The organism is Hydrogenophaga bisanensis (assembly GCF_042665135.1).
Lineage (GTDB): Bacteria > Pseudomonadota > Gammaproteobacteria > Burkholderiales > Burkholderiaceae_C > Hydrogenophaga > Hydrogenophaga bisanensis.
Genome location: NZ_JBHTBX010000004.1, coordinates 312,420 through 325,002 on the forward strand (window position 1 = coordinate 312,420; position 12,583 = coordinate 325,002).

General features: G+C 64.2%; 12 protein-coding genes and 2 tRNA genes. 2 read left to right on the forward strand and 12 right to left on the reverse strand.

Annotated features, from left to right (window positions below; all coding sequences use genetic code 11):
- Positions 1–42 precede the first annotated feature (42 nt).
- Positions 43–822 (forward strand): IclR family transcriptional regulator domain-containing protein, encoded by a 780-nt coding sequence (locus tag ACFQNJ_RS08450; RefSeq protein WP_382256006.1) that lies wholly within the window; start codon positions 43–45, stop codon positions 820–822.
- A gap of 1 nt (position 823) precedes the next feature.
- On the opposite strand, the gene ACFQNJ_RS08455 is transcribed toward ACFQNJ_RS08450, so the two are convergent.
- The 12 genes from ACFQNJ_RS08455 to ACFQNJ_RS08510 all read right to left on the reverse strand — a co-directional run bounded on the left by ACFQNJ_RS08455 (position 824) and on the right by ACFQNJ_RS08510 (position 11,622).
- Positions 824–1,537, reverse strand: coding sequence for an ABC transporter ATP-binding protein (locus ACFQNJ_RS08455; protein ID WP_382256008.1), 714 nt, complete (start codon positions 1,535–1,537; stop codon positions 824–826).
- Positions 1,538–1,539: 2 nt separating this feature from the next.
- Positions 1,540–2,301, reverse strand: a complete 762-nt coding sequence (locus tag ACFQNJ_RS08460; RefSeq protein ID WP_382256010.1) for an ABC transporter ATP-binding protein — start codon at positions 2,299–2,301, stop codon at positions 1,540–1,542.
- Entirely contained in the window at positions 2,298–3,284 is a 987-nt protein-coding gene (locus tag ACFQNJ_RS08465; RefSeq protein ID WP_382256013.1) for a branched-chain amino acid ABC transporter permease, read from the reverse strand. The genes ACFQNJ_RS08460 and ACFQNJ_RS08465 overlap by 4 nt, the downstream gene beginning before the upstream one ends.
- 16 nt (positions 3,285–3,300) lie before the next feature.
- Positions 3,301–4,164 carry a branched-chain amino acid ABC transporter permease gene (locus tag ACFQNJ_RS08470; RefSeq protein ID WP_382256048.1) on the reverse strand — a complete coding sequence of 288 codons (864 nt, stop codon included), beginning with the start codon at positions 4,162–4,164 and terminating at the stop codon, positions 3,301–3,303.
- 87 nt (positions 4,165–4,251) lie between these two features.
- Positions 4,252–5,439, reverse strand: coding sequence for an ABC transporter substrate-binding protein (locus ACFQNJ_RS08475; protein ID WP_382256016.1), 1,188 nt, complete (start codon positions 5,437–5,439; stop codon positions 4,252–4,254).
- A gap of 244 nt (positions 5,440–5,683) precedes the next feature.
- A tRNA-Arg gene (locus tag ACFQNJ_RS08480) sits at positions 5,684–5,760 on the reverse strand.
- A 63-nt stretch (positions 5,761–5,823) separates the two neighbouring features.
- A tRNA-Pro gene (locus tag ACFQNJ_RS08485) sits at positions 5,824–5,900 on the reverse strand.
- Positions 5,901–5,947: 47 nt separating this feature from the next.
- Positions 5,948–7,207, reverse strand: coding sequence for an acyl-CoA dehydrogenase family protein (locus ACFQNJ_RS08490; protein ID WP_382256018.1), 1,260 nt, complete (start codon positions 7,205–7,207; stop codon positions 5,948–5,950).
- Positions 7,208–7,263: 56 nt separating this feature from the next.
- Complete coding sequence (locus ACFQNJ_RS08495) at positions 7,264–8,349, reverse strand: phosphotransferase (RefSeq protein ID WP_374639877.1); 1,086 nt, start codon at positions 8,347–8,349, stop codon at positions 7,264–7,266.
- A gap of 124 nt (positions 8,350–8,473) precedes the next feature.
- On the reverse strand, positions 8,474–9,193 hold the full coding sequence (locus ACFQNJ_RS08500; protein ID WP_374639876.1) for a Crp/Fnr family transcriptional regulator: 720 nt from the start codon (positions 9,191–9,193) through the stop codon (positions 8,474–8,476).
- Positions 9,194–9,283: 90 nt separating this feature from the next.
- Positions 9,284–10,063 (reverse strand): oxepin-CoA hydrolase, alternative type, encoded by a 780-nt coding sequence (locus tag ACFQNJ_RS08505; RefSeq protein ID WP_382256023.1) that lies wholly within the window; start codon positions 10,061–10,063, stop codon positions 9,284–9,286.
- A 38-nt stretch (positions 10,064–10,101) separates the two neighbouring features.
- Positions 10,102–11,622, reverse strand: a complete 1,521-nt coding sequence (locus ACFQNJ_RS08510) for a 3-hydroxyacyl-CoA dehydrogenase (RefSeq protein ID WP_382256026.1) — start codon at positions 11,620–11,622, stop codon at positions 10,102–10,104.
- Positions 11,623–11,788: 166 nt separating this feature from the next.
- Here ACFQNJ_RS08510 and ACFQNJ_RS08515 point away from each other — a divergent pair, with 166 nt between their 5' ends.
- Positions 11,789–12,532 (forward strand): hypothetical protein, encoded by a 744-nt coding sequence (locus ACFQNJ_RS08515; protein WP_382256029.1) that lies wholly within the window; start codon positions 11,789–11,791, stop codon positions 12,530–12,532.
- The last annotated feature ends 51 nt before the right edge of the window (positions 12,533–12,583 follow it).

Sequence of the window (12,583 nt, forward strand, 5' to 3'; positions counted from 1 at the left end):
GCGATGATCGCGCATGGATCGGTGGCACGTCATAATCGGGCCATGAGCGAGACCCGTCAGATCGCCAGGGCTGATTTCATCGAAGGCATGGCCAAAGGCATGGCCGTGCTGGAAAGCTTTGACACCGAGCGCCAGCGCCTCAACGCCACCCAGGCCGCCGAGCGTGCGGGTCTGACCCGTGCCGCGGCCCGCCGGCATCTGCTGACGCTGGCGTACCTGGGTTACCTGGACACCGACGGCACGCACTACTGGCTGTCGGCCAAGGTGCTGCGCTTTTCCGGCAGCTATCTGGCTTCGGCCAGGCTGCCCAGGCTGCTGCAGCCCACACTCAACCGGCTGGCGGCGCAGACGCGTGAATCCTTCTCAGCCGTGGTGCTTGATGGTGATGAGGTGGTGATCGTGGCGCGCAGTGCGGCCGTCGGTGGGCAGCGCCTGATGGCCTATGGCCTGCATCTGGGGGCTCGTTTGCCGGTGCATGCGACATCGACCGGGCGGGTGCTCCTGGCCGCCATGTCTCGTTCCGACTTCGCTGACTGGATGAAAGGCCGGGAACTGCCTCGGCTGACCCCGCGCACCGTGGTCGATCCCAAGGGCTTTCGGCAAGCGATTGCCCGGGTGAGAAACGATGATTTTGCGGTGGCCAGCGAAGAGCACGAACTCGGTGTCCATGCCCTGGCCGTGCCGCTGCGTGACATGAAGGGGCGCACGGTGGCTGCCCTGAATGTGGTGGCCTCGCCTGACCGGCTTGCCCCGGGCGTCATGCGTCAGGATCTGCTGCCGCTGCTGCTGGACGCAGCACGGGAGCTGCGGCCTCTGCTCTGACTCAGACGCCCAGGTATTGCTCCAGCAGGCGCGGGTTGGCCAGCAACTCATCCGAGCTGCCTTCAAACACCACCTCGCCCTTGACCAGGATCACGTTGCGGTCGGTGATCTGGGTCACGTGCTTCCAGTTCTTGTCCACGATGATGCTGCTGATGCCGGACTCCCGGATCAGTCCGCAGATGCGCCAGATCTCGCGGGCAATCAGCGGGGCCAGCCCTTCGGTGGCTTCGTCCAGGATGAGCACATCCGGATTGGTCATGAGCGCGCGGCCAATCGTCAGCATCTGCTGCTCTCCGCCGGAGAGTTGCTGTCCGCCATGGCCCAGACGCTCGGCCAGCCGTGGGAAGGTTTCCAGTACCCGGTCGTAGGTCCATTCGCGCTGTCCCCGGGTGCCGGGGCGCGCGGCCATCTGCAGGTTTTCCTTGACACTGAGGTTGCCGAAGATGCCCCGGCCCTCCGGGACATAGGCAATGCCCATGCGCGCCACGTCATGGGGCGAGGCCCCGGTCATGTTCCTGCCTTTGATATCGACGCTGCCACCACTGGGCTTGACGATGCCCATGATGGACTTGAGCAGGGTGGTCTTGCCCATGCCGTTGCGCCCCATCAGGCCAATGGTCTGGCCTTGGGCCACCGTGAAATCGATGCCCCGAAGGATGTGGCTGGCCCCATAGTGGGTGTTCAGGCCGCTGGTTTGGATCAGGGGAGTGCTCATGATCAGTGCTCCTCCCCCAGATACGCCGCCTGCACCAGCGGATCGTTGCGCACCTCCACCGGCGAACCGCTGGCGATGACCTGTCCGTTGACCATCACGGTAAGTTGGTCCGCCAGCGCAAACACCGCATCCATGTCGTGCTCCACCAGCATCATGGCGTGATCCTTCTTCAGGCGCTGCAGCAGTGCCACCATGCTTTCGGCCTCGGCCTGTCCCATGCCGGCCAGCGGCTCATCCAGCAGCAGCACGGTCGGCTCGGTGGCCAGGGTCATCGCAATTTCAAGCTGACGTTGCTCACCATGGCTGATGGTGGCCGCCACCGTGTGGGTCCGTTGCGTCAGGCCTGCGAGCTCAATGGCCCGCTCGCACCGCTCGTTGACACGGGTCAGGCCACGGGCCGAACTGACCCAGTGCAGCGGGTTCCAGGGAGAATGCCGCTCGCGCGACTGGGCAGCCAGGCGAACGTTGTCCCACACGGTGAAGGGCAGGAAGATGTTGGTCTTCTGGTAACTGCGCCCCAGCCCCATCCGGGAAATGGATTCGGGAGCATGCCCGGCGGTCTCCTCGCCATTGAGTCGGATGCTCCCGGCCGTCGGCGGGAGGTCCCCGGACAACAGGTTGGTCAGCGTGGACTTGCCGGCACCATTGGGTCCGATCACTGCATGAATCCGGTCCCGGTACAGATCCACCGACACGTCGTTGACCGCAGCCAGACCGCCAAAGCGCTTGGTCAGGTGCTGGGCAGACAGCAGCAGCTCGCTCATGGCTGATCTCCCTTGCGTGCAGCGAAGCGCTCACCCAGGCCCAGCAGGCCCCTGGGCGCCACGATCACCACCAGCACAATGAAGGTGCCCATCAGCAGTTGCCAGTGCTTGGTCAGGTCCTTGAAGAAATGCATCACGTATTCGAACGCGAAGGCCCCCACGATGGCTCCCGCAAAATTGCCCATGCCGCCCAGAATCACCATCATGATGGCGTGGGCGCTCATGTGAAACCCCATCAGCTCAGGATTCACGAATCCGGTCTGTGCCGCCCACAGGTAACCCGCGACACCGGCCAGCGTGCCCGCCAGCGTGAAGGCCGCCAGCTTGTAGCCGAAAGTGCCGAAACCGACGGCCCGCATGCGGTGCTCGTTGACGCGGATGCCCGAGAGCGCGCGGCCGAACGGCGAAAACAGGATCCGGCGCAGCAGCAGATAGACACCGATCAGTGCCACCAGCGTGAAGTAGTAGAAGTGCGTCTTGTCCTCCAGGTCCAGACCCACTGCGGTGGCGTCCGGCTTGAAGTAGACGTAGATGCCATCCGAGCCGCCCAGTGCCTTGTTGTCGAAGAACAGGAAGTAGATCATCTGGGCGAATGCCATCGTCACCATGATGAAATAGATGCCGTGGGTACGGACCACGAAGAAGCCGATCACCAGGGCCGCCAGGCCCGAAGCGGCGGCCGCCAGGGGCAGGCTCCACCACAAAGAAATCGGGTTGTCCGCTGGCGTGAGGAAGGCCAGCGCGTAGCCTGCCAACCCGAAGTAGGCGGCGTGGCCCAGCGACACCAGTCCGGTGACGCCCTGCAGCAGGTCCAGACTCATGGCGAAGATGGCCAGGATCATCATCTGCGTGAGCATCTGCAGGTAGAAGTCACGCCCTTCCATGGGGACGAACGGAAAGGCGGCCAGCGCCAGGGCACCCAGGCCCAGCAAGACCTGGACACCGCGCGGCAGTTTTTCAAGGGTGGCTTTGGGGGAGCTCATCGGATGCGGTCCGTTTTCACTGTTTGAACAGCCCTTCGGGCTTGTAGAGCAGTACGCCGGCCATCAGCATGTAGACCGCCATGCCAGCCAGCTGAGGCACCAGCACCTTGCCAAAGGTGTCGACCAGACCCACCAGCAGGGCTGACACCAGGGCACCACGCACCGACCCGATCCCCCCGATGACCACCACCACAAAGCACATGATCAGCACCGAGCTGCCCATGCCCGGATACACGCTGGAAATGGGCGAGGCGATCATGCCGGCGATCGCAGCCAGGCCCACGCCCAGCGCAAACACCACGCCGTGAATCAGACGGATGTTGATGCCCAGCGCCTCGGCCATTTCCCGATTGAAGGCCCCCGCGCGGATCTTCATGCCCAGCCGCGTCTTGCTGATCAGCAGGTACAGCGCCACAGCCAGCAATACACAGATCCCTGACATCACCAGGCGATAGACCGGGTAGGAGAGGGTGTCTGTGAGCGGGATCGACCAGTTCAGCAGCTCGGGCACCTGCACCGCGTGCACGTCATCACCCCAGAGAATGGAGCGCACTTCCTCGAAAATGTAGATCAGGCCAAAGGTCAGCAGCACCTGGTCCAGGTGGTCGCGGTGGTAGAAGAAGCGAAACAGCCCCCACTCCAGCAGCCAGCCAAACACCACGGCCAGGACGGTTCCCAGCAGGATGGCGAGCACGAGGCTGTCGAACTGGGCCGTGAAGAACCAGGCCATGTAGGCGCCCAGCATGTAGAAGCTGCCGTGGGCCAGGTTGACCACCCCCATGATGCCGAAGATCAGCGTCAGGCCGGCGGCCAGCATGAACAGCAGCAACCCGTATTGGACGCCGTTGAGCAGCTGGATCAGGAAGTTGGCGAAATCCATCAGGTGGAGGGTGCAAAGGCGCAGCAATCCCCACAGCACCCCGGAGACGGGGCGCGTGGGCACGAGGAGGCACAGGGCGGGGCGTGGTCAGCCCATGCGGCAACCGGTCGCCGGGTCGGCCACAGCCTTGGCTGCAATGCCGATCACCTTGTTTTCCTTGTTTTCGACGCGACGCAGGTACATGTCCTGGATCGGGTTGTGGGCTTTGCTCATGGTCCACTTGCCACGGGGGCTGTCGATCTCGGCGCCTTCCATGGCGGCATACAGCGCCTTCTTGTTGGACAGATCACCCTTGACGGCGTTGGCACCCTTGACCAGCAACAGACCGGTGTCGTAGCCCTGAACCGCATAGACATCGGGCTGAAGCTTGAAGGTCTTGGCGTACTCCAGGCGGAACTGCTTGTTGCGCGGGGTGTCCAGCGAATCGCTGTAGTGCATGGTGGTCAGCACGCCGTTGGCGGCTTCCCCGGCTGCTTCCAGCACACCTTCGGTGAGGAAGCCCGAGCCATAGAGCTGGATGCTCTTGGACAGCCCGGCGGCGTGGTAGTCGCGCAGGAACTTGGCGGCACCGCCGCCTGCAAAGAAGCAGGCCACGGCATCGGGCTTGAGCGAGGCGATCTCGGTCAGCAGGGCCTGGAATTCCACGTTGGGGAACGGCAGTCCCAGCTTCTTGATGATGGTGCCGCCAGCTTCGGTGTAGCTCTTCTCGAAACCCTCGAAGGCCTCATCGCCGGCAGCGTAGTTCCAGGTGATCCAGACCGCCTTCTTGTGGCCGCGTTCCATCATGGGCTTGCCCAGCGCCAGCGTCGGCTGCGAATTCGAGAACGACGTGCGGAACACGTTGGGAGAGCATTGCTGGCGGGTGGCCACGTGCACGCCTGCGTTCGGAATCAGGTTGAGCACACCGGTGTCGCGCGCGACCTTGTGGATGCCCATCTGCACGCCCGAGTGCACGGTGCCGACCAGTACGTCCACCTTGTCCCTCTGGACCAGTCGGGTGGCGTTCTCGATGCCTTTGGCGGGGTTGGATTCGTCGTCGACCTTGAAGAACTCCACCTCACGCCCGCCGAGCTTGCCACCCTGTTCGTTCAGGGCCATCCGAAAGCCATTTTCTATGGCCACCCCCAGCTGGGCAAAGGTGCCGGTGTACGGCAGCATGAAGCCCACCCTGACCTTGTCGGATTGGGCGCGTGCCAGTTCGGGCAGCAACAGCCCGGTCGAGGCGGCTCCGATCACGGCAGCACTGCGGGTGATGACTAGGCGGCGGGTCGTCATGGTCTGTCTCCTGTGGTTGTGTTTGATCGATTCACTGTAGGCCCCAAAGGCCTGTTCTGGCGATAGTGAATTACCCGTACTTCAAGCATCAATCATTGATGGGTAAACAAAATCAACAGGCATTGCGCTACAGAGGAATGCGCTATAGTGCAATTTGTTAAATGCACTATATTGCACATTTGCTGGCGGCAACTCAGGACAAACCCTTGTCAGGCTCGGGTGTGTCTGGTGATGGGGGAGGGGGTGGCCTGCCCGGAGGGACTCGAACCCCCGACCTGCTGCTTAGAAGGCAGCTGCTCTATCCAGTTGAGCTACGGGCAGACGGACACGATGCTGTGCCGTGAAGGACGAAAGGCCCACGGATGTGGGCCTTTCGTTATGGGGTGGTCGGAGCGGCGGGATTCGAACTCGCGACCCTCTGCTCCCAAAGCAGATGCGCTACCAGGCTGCGCTACGCTCCGACTAAGTTATCGATTGTACCCGACTGGAGGAGGCGCTTCCCGAAGCCTCAGCAGCCCCGCGTCACCGGCATGTCCACATCGGCACGAATGGCCATGTGCTTGGCCAGTTCCAGCTTGGCAATCGCCTGGCGATGCACCTCGTCCGGGCCGTCGGCCAGGCGCAGGGTGCGCTGGTTGGCGTAAGAATAGGCCAGCGGGAAATCGTCGCTCACGCCGCCGCCGCCATGGGCCTGGATGGCCATGTCGATGACCTCGCAGGCCATGTTCGGGGCCACGACCTTGATCATCGCAATTTCGGCCTTGGCCACCTTGTTGCCAACCGTGTCCATCATGTAGGCCGCCTTGAGGGTGAGCAGACGGGCCATTTCGATCTTGCAGCGGGCGTCGGCGATGCGCTCATGCCAGACGGACTGGGCGGAAATCGGTTTGCCGAAAGCCACCCGCTGGTTCAGACGTTTGCACATCAGTTCCAGCGCGCGCTCAGCCGCGCCGATCGAGCGCATGCAGTGGTGGATGCGTCCCGGGCCCAGGCGCCCCTGGGCAATCTCGAAACCGCGGCCTTCGCCCAGCAGCAGGTTGCCCACCGGGACGCGCACATCCTTGAGCACCACTTCCATGTGACCGTGGGGCGCATCGTCGTATCCGAACACGCTCAACGGCCGCACCACCTCGATGCCGGGCGTGTTGGCCGGCACCACGATCATGCTCTGCTGGGAATGGCGCGGGGCGTCGGGGTTGGTCTTGCCCATGACGATGTAGACCGCACAGCGCGGATCGCCGGCACCCGACGACCACCACTTGCGGCCGTTGATGACATAGTGGTCGCCATCCCGGCGGATCTCGCACTGGATGTTGGTGGCATCCGACGAGGCCACCGCCGGCTCGGTCATCAGGAAGGCCGAGCGGATCTCCCCCTTGAGCAGGGGCTCCAGCCACTCGTCCTTGAGTTCCTCGCTGGCATAACGCTCCAGTGTTTCCATGTTGCCGGTGTCCGGTGCCGAACAGTTGAACACCTCGGCCGCGAAAGGCACTCGGCCCATGATCTCGCACATGGGTGCGTATTCAAGGTTGCTCAGACCCTCCGGCGCCCGTTTGGACATCGGCAGGAACAGGTTCCACAGTCCGGCTTCACGCGCCTTGGGCTTGAGTTCTTCGATGATGGTGGTCGGGATCCAGGCATTGCCCTTGGCGCGGTTGGCGGCGATCTCGGCAAAAAAGCGCCCCTCGTTCGGGTAGATGTGCTCGTCCATGAAAGCGAGCAGGCGCGTGCGCATGTCCTTGACTTTGTCGGTGTAGTCGAAATGCATGGTGGTTTCCTTGTGATGAGAGGCAGGCGCCGGGAGAGATTCGGTGAGGTGGCGTGTCAAAGACGCTGGGCAAAGGACCAGGCCAGTTCAGCCAGCGGCCTGGCGCCGGCAGCTGAGCTGACAGCCTGGGCACTGGAGGCCGTGCCCATCTCGACCCGCTTGGCAATGCCTTGCAGGATGGCGGCCAGGCGAAACAGGTTGTAGGCGAGGTAGAAGTTCCAGTCGGCCCGCAGCTGCTCAGGGGTGGCAAAGCCTGTGCGCTCGCAATAGCGGGCGATGTACGCGTCTTCGGTGGGAATGCCCAGCGCCTGGACGTCCAGACCCCCGATGCCCCGGAAGGCACCCGGCGGAATGTGCCAGGCCATGCAGTGGTAGCTGAAATCGGCCAAGGGATGACCCAGTGTGGACAGCTCCCAGTCCAGGATGGCTAGCACCTTCGGCTCGGTGGGGTGGAACATCAGGTTGTCCAGCCGGTAGTCCCCGTGCACGATGGACACCAGGGACTCGTCCCGGGCCATGGCGGGAATGTTGCGGGGCAGCCATTCCATGAGCTGGTCCATGGCCGCAATCGGCTGCGTGATGGAGGCCACATACTGCTTGCTCCACCGACCGATCTGCCGTTCGAAGTAGTTGCCGGGTTTGCCGTAGTCGGACAGCCCGATCGCGTCGGGGCGCACCGAGTGCAGCGCCGCCATGACGCGGTTCATCTCGTCGTAGATGGCCCCGCGTTGCTCCCGGCTCATGCCGGGCAGCGACTGGTCCCACATCACGCGACCCTCCACGCACTCCATCACGTAGAAGGCGCGTCCGATGACGGACTCGTCCTCGCACAGCACATGCATCTGGGCCACCGGAACGTCGGTCTGGCGCAGGGCGCTCATGACGCGGAACTCGCGCTCAATGGCGTGCGCGGACGGCAGCAGCTTGGCCACCGGTCCTGGCTTGGCGCGCATCACGTAGGCCTTGCCCGGCGTCAACAGCTTGTAGGTGGGATTGGACTGGCCGCCCTTGAACATCTCGACGCTCAAAGGTCCTGCAAACCCGGGCAGGTGCTGCTGCAGCCAGGACTGCAAGGCTGCCACGTCGAAAGCGTGCTGGTCGGAGACCGGACGGGTGCCGGTGAATTGCTGGTTGTCGCTCATGCTCGGGTAGGGCTCAGGCCCACCCGGGCTGGACGTGACGTCCCGCGGGAGGCGGCCTGTGGGTTCAGGGAAGTGGCTGGGAATCGATTTCCTGCCACCGTGTAGCCCGGCCGCCGCCGGGATGTCAGGTTTCGGCTTCGGCGATGCGCATCAGCATGTCGCGGTTGCGAATCACCAGGCCGCCTTGCTCGATGCGGATCGCATCCTCGCGTTCCATCGACTTGAGCTCCTGGTTCACGCGCTGGCGCGATGCCCCCAGCAACTGGGCCAGCTCTTCCTGGGCCAGTTGCAGGCCGATGCGCATCTCGTTGCTGTCGGACAGGCAGGGGACCCCGTAGCTGCGCATCAGGTGCAGCAGCTGCTTGGCCAGGCGAGCCCGCAGGGGCAGGGTGTTCAGGTCCTCGACCAGTCCGAACAGCGTGCGGATACGCCGTGCCTGCAGGCGCATCAGCGCTTCGTACAGCTCCACATGCACGGTCAGGATCTTCTGGAAATCGTTGCGGGACACGCAGAGCAGCGTCGTCGGGCCGTGGGCGTAGGCGTCGTGCGTGCGTCGGTCCCCGTCGAACATCGCCACGTCGCCGAACCACACACCCGGCTCCACATAGGTCAGGGTGATCTGCTTGCCCGACAGCGAGGTCGAGCTCACCCGCACCGCACCCTTGGCGACCGCCGTCCATTCCGACGGTGGTTCGCCCCGGGCAACGATCAGGTCGCCGTCCTTGAATCGCTTGACGTAGGCGCATCGCAGGATGTCGTGTCGCAGGGAAGGGGAAAGACTCTGGAACCAGCGACCACCATTGATCGCTTCACGTTCTTCCATTGTCAGAATCGGCTCATCCATTGGCTGTCTTTTGAGTGACTGAAAGTGACCAGGCTGTCGCCCTTGGGACGCCTGGGCTTCCGGGTTGATCTGAGTACTGTGGCTGAAGCTTCAGCGGTAAAGGGCGGGCCGTCGATCCAGGAAAGCCTGAATCCCCTCGCCACCATTGGCGTGGTGCAGGTTGCGGACGAAGTGGTCGCGCTCCGCCGCCAGCTGCTGGTGCAGGGGCGCAGTCACGGCGTCATTGGCCAACTCCTTGATGCTGGCCATCGCATTGGGCGCACGGGCATTGAGCTTTTCGCCCAGGGCCAGCGCATCGCCCAAGGCCGCGGACGGATCACTCACCTGCGTCACCACGCCCAGTTGATGCAGACGACCCGTGTCGATCCGTTCGCCAGCCAGCAACAGCTGCATGGCGGTGGCGCGGGGCAGGGCATGCATCAGGCTCCAGGTGGTGCCCCCGTCCGGTGAGAGCCCCACGTTACTGTAGGCCATCACGAACACCGCATCGCGCGCCGCCACGATCAGGTCGCAGGCCAGCGCGAGTGAAAAGCCGGCACCGGCACAGGCGCCTTCCACGGCCGCGATCACCGGTTTCGGGAAGGCGCGGATGGTCTCGATCCAGTTGTGCAGGCCCTCGATGCTCTCTGCCTGAACCTGAGGTGGCTGCTGTCGGTTGCCCAGCAGGCGCTGCAGGTTGCCCCCGGCGCAGAAGTGCGAGCCCTCGCCGGCAATGACCACCGAACGGACATCGCTGTTCGACTCCGCCACCGACAGGGCCTCCACCCCGGCGGCATAGATGTCCGGTCCCAGCGCGTTGCGGTGCTCGGGGTTGCTGATGGTCAGCACCAGGGTCTGACCCTGGCTGTGTGTCTTGAGGCTGGCGCCCATGTGTTTGTGTCTCCTCGGGGTGTATGTGGGTCGCTGTCTCAGATCTCTTCGTGTGTCAGGCTCAGGCCCAGTGCGCCGCGTCGGCGCAGCCAGGGTGACGGGCGATAGCGGGGATCACCGTAGACGGTCTGCAGGTTGAACAGGATCTCCAGCACGTTGGTGGGACCGATGCGGTCGCCCATGGCCAGGGGCCCCATGGGGTAGCCCAGACCAAGGGTGACCGCCAGCTCCAGGTCCTGCGGCGTGCAGATGCCCTGCTGGCACATGTCGGCAGCGATGTTGACAATGGTCGCCACCACCCGCTGGGTCACAAAGCCGCCGCTGTCGCGGATCACGCTCACGGCCTTGCCGTCGCGGGCAAACAGCGCGTGGGCCGCATCACGCATGTCGGGGCGGGTGGCCGGGTTGGTGGCCAGCACGCGTCGCCTGGTGGCCCCGTCCTCCAGCATCATGTCGATGCCCACCGTGCGGGTGGCGTCCAGCCGCTCGACCGCGGCCAGCGTGGTCACATCCAGTCCCAGCGGCGCCACCAGGATCAGGGCGTTCGAGGAGGGTGCTGCGCCCGTCTCGATGCTGGCACCGAACTGCTTGAGCAACTGGTACAGCTCCTGACGCCGGGCAGCCTTGGGGGACACCCAGACCGGAGGCATCTCATGGACCACGGGCACGGAAGGCTCGAGGGGCACTTCGGCCACGCCCTCGGGGTAGCGGTAAAAGCCCTCACCCACCTTCTTGCCGACGACGCCACCGGCCAGTCGCTGGGCCGTGATGACGCTGGGCCGGTACCGCGGCTCCTCATAGTACTGGTGATAGATGGACTCCATCACCGGGTGGGACACATCCAGTGCCGTCAGGTCCATCAGCTCGAAAGGCCCCAGACGAAAGCCCATCTGATCACGCAGGATCCGGTCGATGGTCGCGACGTCGCTCACCCGCTCACCCAGTACCCGCAGAGCCTCCGTGCCGTAGCCACGACCGGCGTGGTTGACGATGAAGCCCGGGGTGTCCTGAGCCGTGACCGGGGTATGCCCATACTGACGTGAGTAGTCTGTGAGCGCCTGGCAGACCTGGGCACTGGTTTTCAACCCGGCAATCACTTCGACCACCCGCATCAGTGGCACCGGATTGAAGAAGTGGTAGCCGGCAAAACGCTCCGGCCGGCGCAGGTGGGCGGCAATCGCGGTCACCGACAGCGATGAGGTGTTGGTGGCCAGGACCGCATCTTCTGCCACGATGCCTTCCAGGTCGGCAAACAGGCTGCGTTTGAGCTCCAGCTTTTCAACCACGGCCTCCACCACCAGCCGGCAGGGTGCGAGATCGCCCAAGGCAGCAGTCACCTGCAGCTGGGACGCCCACCTCTCGGACTGGCCGGGGGTGATCTTGCCTTTTTCCTCCAGTTTGTTCCAAGTGGTGCGGAGTGCGGTGCGCGCCTGTTCGGCTGCGCCTGCCTGGATGTCGAACAGCAGCACCTGGCTGCCGGCCTGGGCGGCCATCTGGGCGATGCCTCGACCCATGGCGCCGGTACCGACGACCCCAACTGTGGTGAAAATAGGGCTCATATCAAAGTATTAGTTAACGGGTAAGCGCCGCAAGCTATGACAAAATGTTCCAACACGACAAGGAAGGACATCTGACGTGCGCCATTTCTGGCTGGGCTCTATTTTGCTATCAACTGCGCTGAGCAGTCCGGCGGTCACGCTGGGCCGCCACAGTGGAGCCGCAGTCATGGGACGCCCGCTCGATGTCCGCATCCAGGCTTCATTGGCGCCCGGCGAGAGCGAAGACAGCCTCTGCATCCGGCCGGAAGTCTTCTTCGGTGAAACGCTGGTGACGCAGGTCACCATCGGCACACAGCGGGTCACGCCCGACGCGGACCTGTCCTTGCGTATCCAGACGTCGGTACCCGTCAACGAGCCCTTCGTCACCATTCATCTCAAGGCGGGCTGCGCGGCGCCTTATTCCCGCCGCTATGTGCTCTTGGCCGATCCGGTCACTCCAGCGCAGGTGGCTGCCGACGCCTCGGGTGGGGCGGCGCCTGCGGCGCCGGTGGTGTCTGTGCCTTCCCCGCAGGCGTCCCCGATGGCTGCAGGGCGGCCTTCGGCGGATGTTCCTCCGAGGCCGCGGCGAGGGAGCGCGTCGGCAACTGGCTCGGCAGAGCCCTCTAAGCCGGCGAGTGTGGTGCGCAAACCCCGCGCGCCAGCGCCGGCGGCTGCCTCCCGGCCCCGTCTGGAGCTCGAGCCTCTCGATCTGAGCCTGAACACCGATCGTGATCCGGTGCTGCGCATCTCGCCGATGCTGCTGACCGAGCCAGCCACCGACGAGCAGGCCAGACAGGCTGCGGTGGCGCTGTGGAGAGCCATCAATGCTTCTCCCGAAGAGGTGCTCAATGAGGCTAGGGAAGGTCTGCACAACGCTCGTTGCGACGAGTGCAGATGCGCGAGTTTTCAGATGGCGGCAACTGCGGCGTGATTCGGGTCATTCGAGGGCCGATTCGCGCCCCGTTGTCGACCCTTTCGGCCG

What these genes read in the sequence shown, in the direction of transcription:
- ACFQNJ_RS08450 (WP_382256006.1), top strand. Translation starts at nt 43, where the DNA reads ATGAGCGAGACCCGTCAGATCGCCAGGGCTGATTTCATCGAAGGCATG.
- ACFQNJ_RS08455 (WP_382256008.1), bottom strand. Translation starts at nt 1,537, where the DNA reads ATGAGCACTCCCCTGATCCAAACCAGCGGCCTGAACACCCACTATGGG.
- ACFQNJ_RS08460 (WP_382256010.1), bottom strand. Translation starts at nt 2,301, where the DNA reads ATGAGCGAGCTGCTGCTGTCTGCCCAGCACCTGACCAAGCGCTTTGGC.
- ACFQNJ_RS08465 (WP_382256013.1), bottom strand. Translation starts at nt 3,284, where the DNA reads ATGAGCTCCCCCAAAGCCACCCTTGAAAAACTGCCGCGCGGTGTCCAG.
- ACFQNJ_RS08470 (WP_382256048.1), bottom strand. Translation starts at nt 4,164, where the DNA reads ATGGATTTCGCCAACTTCCTGATCCAGCTGCTCAACGGCGTCCAATAC.
- ACFQNJ_RS08475 (WP_382256016.1), bottom strand. Translation starts at nt 5,439, where the DNA reads ATGACGACCCGCCGCCTAGTCATCACCCGCAGTGCTGCCGTGATCGGA.
- ACFQNJ_RS08490 (WP_382256018.1), bottom strand. Translation starts at nt 7,207, where the DNA reads ATGCATTTCGACTACACCGACAAAGTCAAGGACATGCGCACGCGCCTG.
- ACFQNJ_RS08495 (WP_374639877.1), bottom strand. Translation starts at nt 8,349, where the DNA reads ATGAGCGACAACCAGCAATTCACCGGCACCCGTCCGGTCTCCGACCAG.
- ACFQNJ_RS08500 (WP_374639876.1), bottom strand. Translation starts at nt 9,193, where the DNA reads ATGGATGAGCCGATTCTGACAATGGAAGAACGTGAAGCGATCAATGGT.
- ACFQNJ_RS08505 (WP_382256023.1), bottom strand. Translation starts at nt 10,063, where the DNA reads ATGGGCGCCAGCCTCAAGACACACAGCCAGGGTCAGACCCTGGTGCTG.
- ACFQNJ_RS08510 (WP_382256026.1), bottom strand. Translation starts at nt 11,622, where the DNA reads ATGAGCCCTATTTTCACCACAGTTGGGGTCGTCGGTACCGGCGCCATG.
- ACFQNJ_RS08515 (WP_382256029.1), top strand. Translation starts at nt 11,789, where the DNA reads ATGGGACGCCCGCTCGATGTCCGCATCCAGGCTTCATTGGCGCCCGGC.